The organism is Phreatobacter aquiterrae, from assembly GCF_053471285.1.
This window is the reverse complement of sequence record NZ_JBJPHW010000020.1, coordinates 12,659-27,822: the sequence shown is the minus strand read 5'-3', so window position 1 is coordinate 27,822 and position 15,164 is coordinate 12,659. Positions and strand designations below refer to the sequence as shown.

17 protein-coding genes are annotated in these 15,164 nt (G+C 64.5%); 10 read left to right on the top strand and 7 right to left on the bottom strand.

What is annotated here, in order from left to right; all coding sequences use genetic code 11:
• Positions 1-72: 72 nt before the first annotated feature.
• Complete coding sequence (locus tag ACJ4V0_RS20820; RefSeq protein ID WP_448301531.1) at positions 73-1,302, bottom strand: hypothetical protein; 1,230 nt, start codon at positions 1,300-1,302, stop codon at positions 73-75.
• A 180-nt stretch (positions 1,303-1,482) separates the two neighbouring features.
• On the opposite strand from ACJ4V0_RS20820, the gene ACJ4V0_RS20815 reads away from it, so the two are divergent.
• Positions 1,483-1,707 carry a hypothetical protein gene (locus tag ACJ4V0_RS20815; RefSeq protein ID WP_448301530.1) on the top strand — a complete coding sequence of 75 codons (225 nt, stop codon included), beginning with the start codon at positions 1,483-1,485 and terminating at the stop codon, positions 1,705-1,707.
• 326 nt (positions 1,708-2,033) lie between these two features.
• Positions 2,034-2,687 (top strand): SOS response-associated peptidase, encoded by a 654-nt coding sequence (locus ACJ4V0_RS20810; RefSeq protein WP_448301529.1) that lies wholly within the window; start codon positions 2,034-2,036, stop codon positions 2,685-2,687.
• Here ACJ4V0_RS20810 and ACJ4V0_RS20805 read toward each other — a convergent pair.
• Both ACJ4V0_RS20805 and ACJ4V0_RS20800 read right to left on the bottom strand, forming a co-directional pair.
• Positions 2,684-2,851: a hypothetical protein gene (locus ACJ4V0_RS20805; protein WP_448301528.1), complete on the bottom strand. Its 168-nt coding sequence runs from the start codon at positions 2,849-2,851 to the stop codon at positions 2,684-2,686. The genes ACJ4V0_RS20810 and ACJ4V0_RS20805 overlap by 4 nt on opposite strands.
• 140 nt (positions 2,852-2,991) lie before the next feature.
• Complete coding sequence (locus ACJ4V0_RS20800) at positions 2,992-3,480, bottom strand: hypothetical protein (RefSeq protein WP_448301527.1); 489 nt, start codon at positions 3,478-3,480, stop codon at positions 2,992-2,994.
• A 506-nt stretch (positions 3,481-3,986) separates the two neighbouring features.
• Between ACJ4V0_RS20800 and ACJ4V0_RS20795 the strand changes: the two genes are divergently transcribed.
• The 3 genes from ACJ4V0_RS20795 to ACJ4V0_RS20785 are packed head-to-tail and all read left to right on the top strand — an operon-like array spanning position 3,987 to position 5,112.
• Complete coding sequence (locus ACJ4V0_RS20795; protein ID WP_448301526.1) at positions 3,987-4,214, top strand: hypothetical protein; 228 nt, start codon at positions 3,987-3,989, stop codon at positions 4,212-4,214.
• Positions 4,211-4,423 (top strand): hypothetical protein, encoded by a 213-nt coding sequence (locus ACJ4V0_RS20790; RefSeq protein ID WP_448301525.1) that lies wholly within the window; start codon positions 4,211-4,213, stop codon positions 4,421-4,423. The genes ACJ4V0_RS20795 and ACJ4V0_RS20790 overlap by 4 nt, the downstream gene beginning before the upstream one ends.
• A complete protein-coding gene (locus ACJ4V0_RS20785; RefSeq protein ID WP_448301524.1) occupies positions 4,420-5,112 on the top strand; it encodes a DNA methyltransferase in 693 nt (230 codons plus the stop codon). Before ACJ4V0_RS20790 ends, ACJ4V0_RS20785 begins: the two co-directional genes overlap by 4 nt.
• Positions 5,113-5,179: 67 nt before the next feature.
• Here ACJ4V0_RS20785 and ACJ4V0_RS20780 read toward each other — a convergent pair whose 3' ends face one another.
• Positions 5,180-5,722 carry a hypothetical protein gene (locus tag ACJ4V0_RS20780; RefSeq protein WP_448301523.1) on the bottom strand — a complete coding sequence of 181 codons (543 nt, stop codon included), beginning with the start codon at positions 5,720-5,722 and terminating at the stop codon, positions 5,180-5,182.
• Between the two features lie 582 nt (positions 5,723-6,304).
• On the opposite strand from ACJ4V0_RS20780, the gene ACJ4V0_RS20775 reads away from it, so the two are divergent.
• From ACJ4V0_RS20775 to ACJ4V0_RS20765, 3 genes are all read left to right on the top strand, one after another.
• On the top strand, positions 6,305-6,943 hold the full coding sequence (locus ACJ4V0_RS20775; RefSeq protein WP_448301522.1) for a division plane positioning ATPase MipZ: 639 nt from the start codon (positions 6,305-6,307) through the stop codon (positions 6,941-6,943).
• A gap of 193 nt (positions 6,944-7,136) precedes the next feature.
• A complete protein-coding gene (locus ACJ4V0_RS20770) occupies positions 7,137-7,316 on the top strand; it encodes a ribbon-helix-helix domain-containing protein (RefSeq protein WP_448301521.1) in 180 nt (59 codons plus the stop codon).
• Between the two features lie 69 nt (positions 7,317-7,385).
• The gene (locus ACJ4V0_RS20765; protein ID WP_448301520.1) at positions 7,386-8,618 is read left to right on the top strand and encodes a replication initiator protein A; all 1,233 of its coding nucleotides are present in this window, start codon (positions 7,386-7,388) and stop codon (positions 8,616-8,618) included.
• A 938-nt stretch (positions 8,619-9,556) separates the two neighbouring features.
• On the opposite strand, the gene ACJ4V0_RS20760 is transcribed toward ACJ4V0_RS20765, so the two are convergent.
• Complete coding sequence (locus ACJ4V0_RS20760; protein WP_448301519.1) at positions 9,557-9,751, bottom strand: hypothetical protein; 195 nt, start codon at positions 9,749-9,751, stop codon at positions 9,557-9,559.
• 441 nt (positions 9,752-10,192) lie between these two features.
• Positions 10,193-10,597, bottom strand: a complete 405-nt coding sequence (locus tag ACJ4V0_RS20755) for a hypothetical protein (RefSeq protein ID WP_448301518.1) — start codon at positions 10,595-10,597, stop codon at positions 10,193-10,195.
• A 204-nt stretch (positions 10,598-10,801) separates the two neighbouring features.
• On the opposite strand from ACJ4V0_RS20755, the gene mobQ reads away from it, so the two are divergent.
• Positions 10,802-12,349: a MobQ family relaxase gene (gene mobQ, locus ACJ4V0_RS20750; RefSeq protein WP_448301517.1), complete on the top strand. Its 1,548-nt coding sequence runs from the start codon at positions 10,802-10,804 to the stop codon at positions 12,347-12,349.
• 117 nt (positions 12,350-12,466) lie between these two features.
• The gene (locus ACJ4V0_RS20745) at positions 12,467-13,456 is read left to right on the top strand and encodes a hypothetical protein (RefSeq protein WP_448301516.1); all 990 of its coding nucleotides are present in this window, start codon (positions 12,467-12,469) and stop codon (positions 13,454-13,456) included.
• Positions 13,457-13,475: 19 nt separating this feature from the next.
• Here ACJ4V0_RS20745 and ACJ4V0_RS20740 read toward each other — a convergent pair whose 3' ends face one another.
• Positions 13,476-15,116 (bottom strand): type IV secretory system conjugative DNA transfer family protein, encoded by a 1,641-nt coding sequence (locus tag ACJ4V0_RS20740; RefSeq protein ID WP_448301515.1) that lies wholly within the window; start codon positions 15,114-15,116, stop codon positions 13,476-13,478.
• Positions 15,117-15,164: the final 48 nt, after the last annotated feature.

The window sequence follows — 15,164 nt, the reverse complement described above, 5'->3', positions numbered from 1 at the left end:
CTCCACACCCGTCATCCCTGGACCCTTCCCGAAAACGGAAAGGATCGTGCGCTATGGCCTCAGCAGGGGTGGTTATTGGACGCGAAACCAGCCCAGCAGGGGGTGGTTCTTGCACGCGATTTCACAAATGGTTCCAAGGGTGCCGGTCGTGCAGCCCGCACCGTCGTCGTTGACTTGCACGACGGACGCGCTCACGCGGCCGACGACTTCGAGCTTAGCGTTGGGGTTGGTTGTGCTGATCCCTACGTTCCCCGTGCTGGTAATGCGCATGCGCTCTGACAAGGAGGCGGTCTGGCGGGTTGAAAACCGCAAATATGCCTCCGTGTTTCCGACCGTACTGTTCTCCTTCAGGCCTTGGACGGACGCGAAAATCCGGGTGCTGGTGCCATCATAGCCATGGAAGCTTAGCCCTCCCCCGAGGTCGGCTGCACCCGACGTGGTGCTGCCTCTGAGCTGGAGCTGAGCCGCATTTGTCAAGGTAGAGTCGGCGCCGATGACAATGGCCGTACCGGACGCCGTCATTGAGTAGCCGGTCCAGGGATCCATGCCCAGGCCGACGCCCGAGCTGTTGAACGCTGACCGCGTGACCCCGGCCAGTGTTATGCTCACGGTGCTGGTCGCGCTGTTCACAACCACGGCGCTGGTGCCGCTGGTGATGCGGTCGGGCGTACCGCCGCCGGCAATGGCTGTCAGCGTTTCCCATGAGGAGCCGTTGCGGCAGACGGAGAAATCGCCGGCCGTATAGCGTATGGCGCCGGTGCGGTTGGCGTCGCAGGCCTCGCCGCCAGAGGCAAGGCGAAGGGTACCTGAAATATGCAGCGAGGCGGAAGGCGTAGCCACAAGGCCAATTCCAACCCGGGGAGCCGAAGTTGAGCCATTTATGAAAACTGCCCCCCCGTCATTGTTTAGAAAGAGAGTTGAGGCGCTACCATTGGCGCGGGCCATAATTTCGTTAGCGTCGATGCCGAGATTGGTTCCATTGGTGGGACCAATCGTCAGGCCGGCCGATCCGCCCGGGGAAACATCGCCAGTATCATAAAGGTGTAGCGTCGAGCTGGGATTGGTCGTCTTGATCCCCACATTGCCCGTCGCGCCATCGACATATGGCGCATAGGTGGGACAGCCGAGGTCCTGACGACTCGCCTCCCCGAGACACAGCCGCCCGTCACTCACCCCCATCGTCGCGGAAATGTTGGCCACCGTGCTGAAATTCCAATCCTGCGCTTCAGGCGCCGAGGGCAGCACGGCCCAGCCGAGCCCGAGCAGGACCGGCACAGCCGCAAGCGCGCGTCGGCGAAACATGAATGATGCTAGGGCGATCGGCGGACCTCTGTCGCCTCAGGTGGTCAGGATGCGTGCATCCTTGGCACACCGCTATGGTCTCCTTGCCACAGCCGGAGTTGGGTCTCTCCCCTCAGAAGGCCCGGCTTGCATCACAGACGCAGTAAGAACATAAAGGGAACATTCTGAGGGAGAGCGACCATGACCGCGCGGCAGTGCACGGCGCGAGAGATCGCGGCCGAAGCCATCACCGAGGACGACGTGACCGAGGTTCTGGCCGAATTCGGCGGGGACCCCCGGCAGGCCATCCGGGCCCTCCTGGAGGACATTGCGGTGCTGGCGCTGGATCGGGCGCGGACCACGTCGTTCGGCTATGTGAAGGGCCAGCGGTTCTATGGAGCGATCGATACCCTGAAGCTGCCCTGATGCCGCCGCGGCTCACAGTCTCGCTCCTGATGAGCGAAGGTGTGCAGGGCGCGTGGGTCCACTGCCTTGACGGGCGCTGCCGCAACTATGCCTACCTGACCTGGCGGCGCATGCGGGTCAGTCCGGCAGATCGGATGGAGGATCTCGTCTACCGTCACAAGCTGCGGTGTAGCGTCTGCGGCGGCCGGGAGGTGGCGATCCGGGCTTTCTGGACCCGGCCCCCTCGCTTTTGACCGCTTGCCGGGACGTTGATCGAGTCGGCCTGGACGTTGACACTGGCTGCCACCGGTAGGGTCAGGCTAGGGGCTCTGCGGCGGAGACCCCCCATGTGCAATCTCTACGCCCTGACCAAGGGCCAGCAGGCGATCCGCGAGCTGACCGGCGCCATGCGGGATCAGACCGGCAACCTCCCTCCCCTGCCCGGGATATTCCCGGACTACGCGGCGCCGATCGTGCGGATGCAGGAGGGCGCGCGCGAGTTGGCCATGGCGCGCTGGGGCATGCCCTCACCGGCATTTGCTCTGAAGGGGAGGACCGCCGATCCCGGTGTTACCAACGTGCGCAACGTGGCGTCGCCCCACTGGCGTCGCTGGCTGGGGACCGAGCACCGGTGCCTCGTGCCCTGGACGAGCTTTTCCGAGTACGAGACCACGGCTGAGGGCAAGAAGGTGCCCGCGTGGTTTGCGTTCGATGAGAGCCGGCCTCTCGCCTGCTTTGCCGGGATCTGGACCAGTTGGACCAGCGTGCGCAAAGCCAAGGAGGGCGAGGTCACCGCGGATCTGTTCGCGTTCCTGACCTGCGACCCCAATGACGTGGTGGGCGCCATTCACCCGAAGGCCATGCCAGTCATCCTGACCACGGCCGAGGAACGGGACGTCTGGCTAAAGTCGCCCTGGACCGAAGCCAAGGAGCTGCAACGCCCGCTCCCCGACGGCGTCCTTGAAATCGTAGCCCGCGGGCCGCGTCAGGATGCGGTTTAGCGGGAGAAGAAGTCCCAGACCTGCCAGACCAGAAGCCCCCAGATCAGCGCGGCGACCGGAATGGCGATGAGCAAGGTGGGGTCGAACCGCAGCCATCGGGGCCGGCGCGCGCGCTGTTCGCGCAGGCGGAGGTTGTCCGCACCCGTTTGCTCCCAGTAGCCCATCAGCTCACCTGTCCATTCATGCTGATACATTGCCCGGGCGAAATGGCATGGCCATTCCCCAAACCGCCTCCGGTTGTTCCAAGGTCCGCGCTGCACCGTTGCAACGCGGCTTCCCTGGCGGGACGCGATATCAGAGCGCCCTAGTCAATCCGCACGAAAAAATTGACGGCAACGTTCTTCGGGCGCGTCTCGTCCCCTCCAGCGAACTTTGTTCGCGCATCCTCATAGCCGTCCCAGCCGACGGTGCCCAATGTCCGACGTCCCGCATCCTTGTCAGGAGCATTCGGCAGATTCGGATAGGTCTTGGAGACCCAATGGTCATGGCGCCCCAGGTCGTCGCTCTGGAAGCTGCCAATCTTGCGCTTTTCTCCATCAGGATCGCCCTGATCGGCGCGCCCCTGATTATGCCCCCTAAGGAAGACCCCACGCAGATCCGGGACGATGATGCTTCCGTCGTGGTGGAACTCCGCGAAGTAGTCCGCTTCTCGCTTGACCAGTTCGCGCAGCCTACCGTCGGGCATCTTGCTCCCGTCAGCTACTACCCAGCGCGAGTTTCCTTCCTGGAGCTTCAGGAAAATTTCGAGCGGCAAGAAGCTCTGCACGATCGTACCGATTGGCAGCATCGACATGGTTGTCCCCCCATATTTTGCCGTTCTGGCAATTATCAGTCATCCCCCTTTTAGGTCGGGGCGCAATATTCGCATCATCCCGGACCCCCCTGTTCTTGTTGTCCCGCAGCTTTGCCTGATGACGGCCCTATCGTCGCCAATACCCGAGCGCACCAAGGACTGGCATTTCTTTTAGGCACAACAGGCATCCGCGCCTCCTTGCGAGGTTGCCGTAGTCGATACCTATCTGGTCGACTGCTAGCTCGAACCGAACCACCGCCGAGCGATATCGAGCACTTGGCCTAACGATTGGTCAGGCTCTCCCATTGATCCGGCCGGCGCAGTCGCAGCCAGGTCCGGTCGGGTGTGGACCAGGCGGCCCGTTCCGCAAGGCATCCAGCCGTATCCCGCGAGCGGGGCCCTCGGCCGGACCCTCCGTTGCAGCCCGTTCCATCAGCCTGGCCCCCTGAGTCACCCGACCGGCTGCGACAGGCGCGGACGGCAAAAACCAACGGGAGATCCCCAACATGACCAACAGCCAACCCAACCGCCCGAGCCACGCGCTCTTCATGGTGGAAGGCGAGAAAGATAACGCCGTCTGGACCGAGATCGGCGCCCTCTGGAAACACAGCAAAGGCGACGGGTTCAACCTCAGCCTGAAGGCCATTCCGTTCAGCAGCGACGCCCGCCTGGTGATCCTGCCGCGCAAGGCCAAGACCCCCAGCGATACGCCAACCGCGGAGGTGGGGGCATGAGCCCCCTCCCCCGCTTCAAGGTGAACGTCCTGATCGGCCGTACCTTGACGCTCGAGCTGACCGCACGGGACATGCAGACTGCCGAGGACATCGCCCAGTACCTCTGGCAGTGCTTCGGTGACCGGCACTTCTGCGCCGGCCCCGACGAGATCTACGACTTCATCACGGACCCAGTCGGTGACCCTGTGTCGCCGGAGGTGAGCGCATGAGCCGGTTTCATCGGCGCTTCCGCCCCCAGGCTCGCATCGCCGGCGCGGAAGCCTCTGCCCTGCCCCGCAACACGGTCATCCACGGCGACTGCCTCGCAGTTATGCCCACCCTGCCAAGTGGGAGCGTGGATTTCATCCTCACCGACCCGCCCTATCTCGTGCGCTACCGCGATCGGTCCGGCCGTACCGTGGCGAACGACCGCGACGGGGACTGGCTGGTACCCGCCTTTGCCGAGGCCTACCGCCTGCTGAAAGACGACAGTCTGTGTGTGAGTTTCTACGGCTGGCAGGCTGTCGACACCTTCATGGCCGCCTGGCGCGCGGCCGGATTCCGGCCGGTGGGGCACCTGGTGTTCGCCAAGCGTTACGCCTCCTCCTCGCGGTTCACCGCTGCTCGTCATGAAGCCGCCTACCTGCTCGCCAAGGGCCGCCCTGCCCTACCCGCGAGCCCGCCGGACGACGTGGTCCCGTTCCCCTACACCGGCAACCGTCTGCATCCGACCCAGAAGCCGGTCCCGGCTCTCTCATTGCTGATCGCAGCCTACACCAGGCCCGGTGACCTGGTGTTCGACCCCTTCGCCGGGTCAGCCTCAACCTTGGTTGCCGCGCAGGCACTGGGGCGCCACGCGCTGGGTATCGAGCTGAACGCGGGCCACGCCGAGACTGGGCTTAAACGCTTGAAACGCTGAGGACGATCACCGATCCTGTCATCATTGGATCACAGGATGTGATGCCCCCGTTGAGCGCGCAAGGATGCTACCGGTCGCGGATATTACCGCCACTGTCCACCAACACACCAAGGCGTTCAAAAATGGTGCGGTGGTTGGCAGGGTCGAGTGAAAATGCCGTGTTGCGCTCCAGCTCAGGCTTCTTCTGCTGCGAGATGCTGCGGAGTTCGGCATTGCAGCTCGCGCCAGCCAGCCGGGTTGCCGCAGACGCGATTTGCTGCTCGAGCATTCGGGCGACATTCACCGGCTCCCCCGCGCAGACCGCCAACATCTCCAGCGGTCTCAGACCGCCACGCACGCCCTCAAGCAGGCGATCGGCGAACGCCGCATCACCACACAGGCGGTAGATGTGCGCCTGAATCGCCGTATCGCTGAGGCGGGCCGACATCGACCGCTGGATGCAACCTGGCCCGGTCATGCGGTACTCTGGCTCAGGCGCTGTTCCGCCGCACAGGAAAAAGCGAAGTCGCTCCGCCTTCTGCGGATCGAACCGGCATTGCGCCTGAGAAAATGCAGGATTTGCGAACGTGCCGAGGACAGCGATTGCGACGAGGAATGCACGGATCAGCATGAGCTGGAGAACACCGACTTGATGAGCCCGTAGGCCGGAATAACGACCGAAAGGACCCAGTCGAGCCCAGACAACCGGCTATGATTACAGGAAAGGGCCATAAGGATCGTTCCGCCTGGGAAATAGACGACAACGAACAAAACCCCCAGAATGATCTGTAAAAATCCTGAAAACATGTCTCTCATTTGCGATGAGACCCCTGCCCAACTGCCGTTAAGGCAGATCTGGCGTGAGCCGCGCCCGAAGGTCAAGGCCTGACGAGATTCCATTTCGGATGCAAGCTATGCGCATCGCCCTAACCTCAGGTGACATCCCTGCGGTCACAGGATCAAAGGACTACAGGATCACGGGACGGGTGCACGGCGCGCACCTTTGATCACCGGGTCACAGGATCATGGTATCCTTTGACGCTGTGACCCTGTTGTCACAGGATCAGACACTCAAAGGACTTTACCGACTGTTAATCATTGCCGTCCATCCTGTGGTCCTGGCATCCTCCGATCACAGGATCAGAGGAACGTAACCGGATAGCAGGATCACAGGATGCCAGGAACCAAGGACAACAGGACCAAAGGAGCGCCCATGCGCACCATTGCCTTCGTGACGCAGAAGGGCGGCAGCGGGAAGAGCACGCTGTGCATCTCGCTCGCCGTCGCCGCCCAGGAAGCCGGCCACACCGTCTGCATCCTCGAAATGGACCGGCAGGCCACGGCGAGCGACTGGGTCTCCAACCGCACCGCCGAGGGACCGGAGGTGGCGCAGATCGACGCCGCCCGTCTGCAGGCCGTGGTCGAGCAGCTCCGCAAGTCCGGCTACAACTACGTCTTCATCGATACGCCGGGCGTCGACAACCCGGGCACCGTTTCTGCCATGCGCGCGGCCGACCTGTGTCTGGTGCCATGCCGGCCGACCCCGGCGGATCTCCGGGCGTTCAAGCCGACCCTTGGCGCCTTGCAGCGCCTCGAAAAGCCGTTCGCCTTCGTGCTGAACCAGACCCCGCCCAAGAGCTACCGGGTGCGCGACACGGCCGAGGGGCTTGCCGTCCTCGGACTGATCTCACCGGTGAATGTGGTCATGCGCAATGACCACCAGGACGCCATCGGCATGGGCCAGGGCGTCACCGAGTTCAACCCGACCGGGCCCGCCGCCGGCGAAATCCGCCGCCTCTGGGACTGGGTCGAAACCCGAACGAAAGCCATCCCCCATGTCAAAGCCGCCTAAGCTCAACCTGAAGGCCATCATCGCCGGAGGCAACGAAACGCCCGTGGTTGAGGCGCCGGCCACGCCGGAAGTTCCCGCGGCTCCGCCAACCGCGCCCATGGTCATCCCGATGAACGGGCCCCGGCCGGCGGCGAGGTCCGCTGCACCTGCCGAGCGGGCAGGGCAGGGGACCCTGAAGGAACGCGCCCGCCAGATGTCGCTCTATCTGGAGCCGGCCGTGTACGAGCAGCTCCGCGAGCTGGCGTTCACCGAGCGGACCAAGATCCATCCCCTGCTGATCGAGGCGATAGACCTGCTGTTCAAAAAGCGCGGGCTCAAATCCGTCAAGCAGTTGGAAGGGGCCGGGAGCAAGGATCAAAGGATCACAGGATGAAAGGATTTTCTGGCCATGGCGCAGGCAGTGCGCATGGCCGGCGCCCCGAATCGGCAGTAGGGTAGGGGCATGGCGCGGATCAAGCTTGCCCTCAAATCCCGACCCGAGTTCGCGGAGCTGTCGCTCCACGAAAAGAACGACTATCTCCAGGAGGTCGCGCAGAAGATTGCGGCCGCCCGTGGCGAGCTGTTCCTCCCGCTCGACAAGGACGCGCTGTCGCGGCTGCGCCGCTACTACAGCCGCCGGAGCCTGTCGGATCTGAAGCTCGAGGAGCTGCCCGAAACCGGGCTGCGGGACGCGCTGGCGCGGCTGGCCGACGCCATCCGCACCGATGAGGTCGCGAAGCTGATCGCCCACGAGGTGAAGTCGGAACCCCGGGCACCGCGGGGCCTGACCCGCGAGGCGCCGGCGGACGACGCCCAGCTGATGTTCTTCGTCCCGACCATCCACGACGCCCCCATCAAGGACGACTACAACCTGATGGACATCGCCCCCTTTGCGCTGTCGAAGACGGCGGGCGAGGGCGTGATCCGCTACGAGCTTAAGGACGCTGTCATCACGGTTGAGGGCGGCGCGGACGTAGGCCTTGCCACGGCCTACGACTACGACATTGTGATCAACATGATCTCGCACCTGTGCGACGCCATGCGCGAGTACCAGATTGAGGAAAAGAAGGGGCTCCGGCCGCACCTGCCGCCCCGACTGTATCAGCCGCATGCGGCCGAGATCCTGAAGTTCTGCCGGCGCGAGCTGGGGGGCAAGCAGTACGAAGACTTGGAGCGCGCGCTGGACCGCCTACAAGCCACCCGGATCAAGATCACCAACCTCAAGGGCGACCAGAAATCCAAGGTCGGCCGCCGCGAGACCGAAAGCTTCCCGCTGATCGGACGCTACAAGGTGGTGAGCCGCACCACGCAGGACCGGATTGACCGGATCGAGATCGAGATCCCCGAGTGGGTCTATCAGGGCATTGTACGGCCCAACGGCAAGCCGTCGCTGCTGACGCTCAACCCGGACTACTTCCTGATCACCCGGCCGATTGCCAAGTTCCTGTACCGGCTGGCCCGCAAGGCCGCCGGGGAGACGCAGGCCTGCTACGGGCTTTCCGAACTGCACAAGCGCAGCGGCTCCAAGTTGCCCAAGCACAAGTTCCGCCAGGCGCTGGAGGAGATCGTCGCCAACTCCCAGGACCAGCGGTTCCCTGACTACGATCTGCGCCTGGAGGACGGGAAGGGCGAACCCAAGCTCTGGATGACGCGGCGCCCCGGTGGACCCCTCGCCATCACCAGCTCCGCTGCCTGAGAATCGGGCAGGGCAGGGGCGATCGACCCCGTCCCGTCTTTGACAAAATCACCGTACTTCGGTCCGCCCTGTTTTGACAAAAATGGCTGACGCCTGCGGTTCCTGCGATTCGGGGGGCGGAAGGGGTGAAAATGCCGGTTCGGGGGCTCCAGACCGCCAAGACGGGCCAATTTCGGAGCAAAGATGCTGATTTCAGGCGGGTTTTCAGTCCGTGCGGAGAGCGCCCGGGTGCTCAGGCGAGATCCGGTCCTGCCGCTGCTCGCGGGCCGGACTCGTGCAAATCATTGTTTCGTAGGCGTTTTGGAGGATGATTCCACAGCTTTATCCCCAGCCCCTGTGGATAAGTCATCAAACCGTACTTCGCTCCCGTCCAAACCGTACATCAATCCGTCAACGCCGTACTTCACTCCGCCAAAGTCGTACTTCGGTCCGCCAAAGTCGTACTTCACTCCGAAAATGGGGGCTTAACCCTTTGAGACACAGACGGAATCCCAACCTAAAACTTATTAAAACCTATTAAAACTAGTAAAACTGATTCTAAAACGCGGTGCTGGGATTCTTAAAATCTGTTTTCTGAAAAACCTGACCCCGAAAGGCCTGCGCAAACGCGAAAAAAGCTATCAGAACTGCGACGTCGCGGTTTTGGCAGAGCGGGATCGGCATGGAGATGACTCTGACAAAGGCGTTCCGACGTCGGGGCGGCAGCGGAACGGACAGGACCGCTACTGCCGCCCGATGGAACTGATCAGGTATCGCGCGTTGCGCGAACCCGCCGGTCCACGCTGAACGAACAAGGCCTGCCGCTGATCTCTCAGGGGCAGGCCTCGCATTCCTCACGGTCATCGCCATCCCTGGCTGTACCGTGAGAGGAGTCTGGCACGACAGGGCCGGTCCGGGAATCCCCGCGGCGGCGATCGTGCCGACGGCGCAGGCAGGAACTACCGGCCGTCGCTCTTCGCCTCCCGCTTGCGCAGGACGATCTTGCCGTTGACGGGGTAGGCATCGAGCAGCACCGTGATGCCGTCGCCCTTGCCGTGCTGCCAGCCGGCGCCGATGCGGGTCCAGAAACCGTTCTGGCCCTTCTCGTCTTCGCCGGTGACCATGAAGGCTTCATGGGTGGGACTCTTGGCCATGAGCATGTTCTCCTCAGTGCGGCCCCCGTCACGCCGCGGGGGCGGTGACAGGACGGCCGTTGAGCCCTGAGGGCGCAAACGGTGACGTGACAGATCGCGCTTTGAGTCAGCCGGTGGAGCTTGGCAAGCGGAAAGTATGCGAATTTGCAAATCGGCGGGTTAGGGCGCCTGTGCGGGCCGCTCCCGATCCGTTGCGGTCAGGGCCCGCCGCTGGCTGACACAGCGGCCCCTTGCGACGGTTTCGCGGAGGCGGGTGAGGTGTTCAGTGCCGTGGGGTACTGAAACGCTCCAGAGACCCGCAGAGAGGGCCAGACCATTCCTCGCGAAAATCCTAGCGGGGGGTTCGGGGGGCCGGCAATGAGGCCCCCCGGGGATGTCGTTGTCGCGACGGGGTCGGCGCAGGTGTGTCAGGGGAGGGGGTCCAGGGGGCTTGCCCCCTGGTCACGCCGAAGGCGTCGCGGCGCAGCTGATGTTCCACCCGTGAAACCCGAGCAGCTCCGGCAGGCTGGAAACAAGGGCACCGAGCAGGAGCCAGACGACGCCCGCCGTCCGCGACTTCTCGCTCGCAAGCAGCAGCACGCCAACCACGACCACCAGCAGACCGAGGCCCATGAAGAGGCCCTCCGGCACCAGGCTTGCGAGATAGTCGGTGAGGGAACAGCGCGCCTGCAGGGACCGTCCGGTCAGCTTCTCCCAGGTCCAGTCGGCCGTGGTGAGGAGGACCCAAATCACGATCCCCGTGACCGCGACGTTCATGAGCCAGTTGACCCACCACGGCGCGCGGGGGTCCTGCGGGTTCGAGGCACGGAGCAGGCGGGTGAACTCGGGGCCGAGGCCTTTGGACATGGCGGGGTGCCGGGGGCGAGGACGGGCGGGCAAGGGTGACGGATAGACAACAGCGGAAGCATGGGGGTAAGGTCAAGTGAGTAATAGCGCACTTATACATCGCTTCGCGACATAGGTGCGCCGCCGCCACGAGGGTTCCGGAGGTGTGTCCGGGGGGCGGCGGTTGTGCGGTCCTGTGACCACAGGTGCAAGCAAGGGTTCGTCGTGGCGATCTTCCACTTCTCAGCGCAGATCCTCGGCCGCGGGCAGGGCCGCAAGAACCTCGATGGAAGCCCGCGGAAGAAGGCTGACAATGCGGTCGCCGCCGCCGCCTACCGGGCGGGTGAAAAACTCCGCGATGAAGGCAAGGGCGAGACCCACGACTACAGCAACCGTGCCGGAGTTGTGCACTGGGAAATCATCGTTCCCGAGGGCGCCCCCGCATGGCTGGGCAACCGTGAAGGGCTCTGGTCGACGGTCGAGCAGATGGAGACCCGCAAGGACGCGCAGCTGGCGCGTGAGATCAACATCGCGCTGCCCCACGAGCTGACACGGGAACAGCAGCGGGAGCTGGTGCAGAGCTTCGTTCGCCAGCAGTTCGTGAGTCTCGGCATGGTGGCCGACTTCGCCATCCACGAGCCTGTGAGGGAGAAGGGTGACGATCCGCGGAACGTCCATGCACACATCATGCTGACCCTGCGCCGTGCCACGCCGCAGGGGCTGGACCTGGTGAAGACCCGCGCGTGGAACAGCCGGCAGGCGCTCGACCACTGGCGCGAGATGTGGGCCCTGACCGCCAATCGGGCCCTCCGCGATGCCGGTCGCAACGAGCGGATCGATCACCGCACGCTGATTGATCAGCGGGATGCGGCGAAGGCGAAAGGCGATCTCGCGGCGGCCATGGAGCTTGACCGGGCGCCTGAAATCCACGTCGGACCGCGCCCCAAGGCCATGCAGGAACGCAAGGTGGTACCGGTCAGTCGACCTGAACAGCGCGGGCAGCGGCGGGCGGGTCGGCCGCCCTCCCAGCGACAGGCGAGCCCGATCCTGTTGCAGCCGGGCCCATCGGCCGGCATGAGCCTGCCCGAATGGCGCGACCCGGACCGGGTGGCCTTTGCCGAGGCGCGGCTGGCCGCGGCGAAGGAACGCTGGGCGCGCAAGAAGGCGTGGGAGGAGCGGCAACGTGAGTGGCGCCTTGAACAGGAGCGCCGGGCGAATGAGCGACGGCTCCGGCGTCAGCTGAAGGAAGAGCGCGAGCAGGAATGGGCGGAGCGGCAGGCCGACCGCGAGAGGGAAAGGCGGATGCAGGCCGCACGGCGGCCCATGGTTCCTCGGGTCCGGGACTATCCCGGGACAGATCAGGGCACCCGGATCGGCTGGCTCTGGCAGATCCTCGCCGGAAACAATGCCAAGCTGAAAGCGGACCTTGCCCGGATCGATGCGCGCTCCGCACGGCTCCAGCAGTGGATGGACTACTACGAGCAGCGGGCCACCTGGTGGGCGGAGGGCAAGATCGGCGGGGCAGGCCATCGCTACAAGCGGTGGCGGGAAGCCCAGGACGCCCGGGAGAGACGGGAGGTCGAGCGGCGGCAGGCTGAACGGGCGAAGGCCCGTGCGGCGCAGCTGAAAAGCCTGGTCAACCAACTGAGCCGGGCCATGGCGCTGCTGTCATTCCGGCAGGAACGGGGCATCCAGCGCATGCGGCAGCTCGAGCGCGGGTGGGGGCAGGGGCGTGAGATGGCGCGTGACCGTGACCGGAGCAGACAACGGTAGGGCCTGCCCGACCGCGACTCTTTGTCCGCGGGAGATCAAGGTTGTGGCAGGGCGCAGTTACGTTGCGGTAGCACTTTGTCTGGCGTGTGGATGATCAGGACGCCCAGGACGACGAGCATGCCGCAGACCGACAACAACGAGGGCGAGGAAGCCCGCAGGCCTTCGCTGCAAACCGCCATCAAGACCGCGATGGCTGAGGCGGCCGACCGCCCGGCCAGATCCTCTGGACGATCGTGGCTCCTCATAGCGAGCGCCGTGGCTGCGATAGCGGGCGCCGGTGTTCTTGGCGGCGTGTACCAAAACCACCAGCTGAGGGACGTCGAAGCCGCGTCAATAGAGCGCCAGAGAGTGGCTCAGGAACTTGACCGGACGGTTCAGGCGCGTGCCTCGGACTTGACCCGACGAGAGGCTGAAGCGAAGGCGAGGGAAGGCACGCAGGCCGAAGAACGGCGGAAGGCAGCGGAGGAGTTCGCTCAAGCTGTGCGGACACGTCAGGCCGAGCTGGCACAGCGCCAGGCGGAGGTCGAAGCACGCGACCAGGCGATGACCACGCTCGTTCGGGGGCAGCAGCTCGAGCTGGCCCGGCGCGAGGCGGCCGTTGAAATCCGCGAGCAGGCCGTGACCGCTACAGAGCGGCGGCTGACCGAGCAGGCGGCACAGCTCGAAACGCAGGCGGCCGAACTGCAAAAGCGCGAAAAGCAAATCGAGGCCAATATCGAAGAGGCCTTTCACGACAAGCGACTTCTCTCGACCATCTCACTCGCGATCTGCAATCAATCGGGCGGGGCCATCCAGATTGCACGGGCGTCTACGGATCCGTTTTCCTTCGTTACCCGGCGCTACATCGAGCAATGGATCCCGATAGAAAATGGAGCTTGCGAGCGGGCGCGGGTTGGACCCGGCAGGGCCTATGTCTATGCGCGCTCGTCCCCGGATGGCGCGAAAACCTGGAACGATCTGGCGGGCAATAACCTGCAATGCCTCTCGCCGAGCGCCGCGATTGTCGACTGGCGCCCGGGGAATGTCACGTGCAGCGCGCATGAGGTCCGCGCCGCCTTCATCGAGATTGATCTGAAGGACGAAGAGACGACGTTTACGCTGCGCTGAGCGCGGGAGGGCCACGCAGCTACGATCGCGCCGAGCTTTCTCCGCGCGGAGGCGCGAAGGGCCGTGGCGGCGGCAACGGCTCGTCGTCTGTATCAGACACCGGGGGCCGTGGAGGTTGCCGTGGAGCGGGAGGCTCCGGTTCGACCATCTGGATGGCGGGGCGGGCATCGGGCGTCCACGGATCCCAGCGCAGCCGCCAGCGGTAGCGCTGGAGGTAGTTGGCCCGGCGGGTCATGAGAGGGTAGGGGACATGGGCGAACTTGATGATGACCTCATCGGTCCGGAGCCGCTGGACTTCGGACGGATCGATCAGCCAGTAGCCGCCTTCGTTGACGTTCTGGCTGTGGTTCTCCCGCAGCCAGGCTTCCGAGGAATGGGACGTGCCCTGTGACTGGGTCCGGATGGCGGCCTGACCGCACATCAGCGAGACCTGCTTGGCTGTATCGTTGTCGTTGATACCGAAGAAGACCCGGCAGGAAGCATTCGCAAGAAACTCGGCCGCCTGCTCGCCGTAGATGGCCCGGACCTGCGGCATGTTCTGCCAGATCAGGACCGGGGTGCAGTAGGTGCGCAGGAAGCCGACCGCATTGATCAGTGGATCGAGTCGGCCGAGTGCGCGGGCCTCGTCGTAGAGCAGGATGACCTTGTGCTTCGGGCGCTGGGTCCGCTTGGAACGCATCACCGCGTTGAGGGTGCAGCCGGTCATCACGCGCAGCCAGCGGCGATAGGTGAGGAGCTTCTCCTCATCGACGCAGAGGTAGAGCGTCATGGTGCGGGGCAGGTTCAGATCCTCAAGGCTGAACGAGCTGCGGCTTGCGAGCTGGCCAGCCGGTGTGCCGTCGCCCCATGGTTCCGTGGCCTTGTCGAGATCCGAGAGCACCGACAGGAACTCGTTGGTCGACTTGTCCTGATCGCCCATGGAGCGGAGGAAGGCGCGGGCAATATCCCGGGCCTGGCGGGAGGGGGAGCCCCGCGCGATGTCCTCGATCTGCTCGCGCATACTCCCCGATTCCGCGAGCGACAGCCGACGGACATAGGCGAGGTTCCGCTGGGCCGGCTCATCGGCATAGACCGCGTGTAGGATCAGCGCCGAGAGGAGCGAAATGCTCTTGTCGCTCCAGTGGGCATCCGGCCCGTCGCGGATGACCATGAGATCAGCCAGCATGCGGGCGTCATCGCTTTCCTGATCGGTTCCGACCCGGACCATGTCGAGCGGGTTAAAGCGCGCCGAATGGCGCAAATCGCCAGGGTTCAGCATGACCACCCGGCCGAGGGAACTGCGGTAGCGGGCCGTGATGGCATAGTTCTCACCCTTGACGTCGGTGACGACGATCGAGCCCGGGTAATCCAGCAGGGTCGGGACCACCACACCGATGCCCTTGCCGGCGCCGGTGTTGGCAAAGACGTGGACAATGCCGTCGCGGTTGAAGCGGAGCAGGCGGCCAAAAGCGCCCTTGCCGACCACAGGTCCGACCCCGCTGTAGACGCGATAGCGCACGCGCTCCCAGCCCGAGGCCCAGCGGGCGGTCCCGAGGCTGCCCTTGGCGCGGAAATCCGCGCTGACCGCGCTCTGCACGGCGCTGCCGCTCACCCGCAGCAACCACCACACCCCAACGGCGCTCACCTTCGTGAAGAACCAGAGCCAGCGGAGCAGCAGCATCGGGAGATATCCTGGACCAGCTGGAATGCTACGCAACGATCATTGCCT

Coding starts and splice junctions, on each gene's coding strand:
- ACJ4V0_RS20780 (WP_448301523.1), bottom strand. CDS start 5,722: ATGCTGATCCGTGCATTCCTCGTCGCAATCGCTGTCCTCGGCACGTTC.
- ACJ4V0_RS20805 (WP_448301528.1), bottom strand. CDS start 2,851: ATGGGCTACTGGGAGCAAACGGGTGCGGACAACCTCCGCCTGCGCGAA.
- ACJ4V0_RS20820 (WP_448301531.1), bottom strand. CDS start 1,302: ATGTTTCGCCGACGCGCGCTTGCGGCTGTGCCGGTCCTGCTCGGGCTC.
- ACJ4V0_RS20800 (WP_448301527.1), bottom strand. CDS start 3,480: ATGTCGATGCTGCCAATCGGTACGATCGTGCAGAGCTTCTTGCCGCTC.
- ACJ4V0_RS20815 (WP_448301530.1), top strand. CDS start 1,483: ATGACCGCGCGGCAGTGCACGGCGCGAGAGATCGCGGCCGAAGCCATC.
- ACJ4V0_RS20745 (WP_448301516.1), top strand. CDS start 12,467: ATGCCGCAGACCGACAACAACGAGGGCGAGGAAGCCCGCAGGCCTTCG.
- ACJ4V0_RS20765 (WP_448301520.1), top strand. CDS start 7,386: ATGGCGCGGATCAAGCTTGCCCTCAAATCCCGACCCGAGTTCGCGGAG.
- ACJ4V0_RS20795 (WP_448301526.1), top strand. CDS start 3,987: ATGACCAACAGCCAACCCAACCGCCCGAGCCACGCGCTCTTCATGGTG.
- ACJ4V0_RS20785 (WP_448301524.1), top strand. CDS start 4,420: ATGAGCCGGTTTCATCGGCGCTTCCGCCCCCAGGCTCGCATCGCCGGC.
- ACJ4V0_RS20790 (WP_448301525.1), top strand. CDS start 4,211: ATGAGCCCCCTCCCCCGCTTCAAGGTGAACGTCCTGATCGGCCGTACC.
- ACJ4V0_RS20755 (WP_448301518.1), bottom strand. CDS start 10,597: ATGTCCAAAGGCCTCGGCCCCGAGTTCACCCGCCTGCTCCGTGCCTCG.
- ACJ4V0_RS20810 (WP_448301529.1), top strand. CDS start 2,034: ATGTGCAATCTCTACGCCCTGACCAAGGGCCAGCAGGCGATCCGCGAG.
- ACJ4V0_RS20775 (WP_448301522.1), top strand. CDS start 6,305: ATGCGCACCATTGCCTTCGTGACGCAGAAGGGCGGCAGCGGGAAGAGC.
- ACJ4V0_RS20770 (WP_448301521.1), top strand. CDS start 7,137: ATGTCGCTCTATCTGGAGCCGGCCGTGTACGAGCAGCTCCGCGAGCTG.
- ACJ4V0_RS20760 (WP_448301519.1), bottom strand. CDS start 9,751: ATGGCCAAGAGTCCCACCCATGAAGCCTTCATGGTCACCGGCGAAGAC.
- ACJ4V0_RS20740 (WP_448301515.1), bottom strand. CDS start 15,116: ATGCTGCTGCTCCGCTGGCTCTGGTTCTTCACGAAGGTGAGCGCCGTT.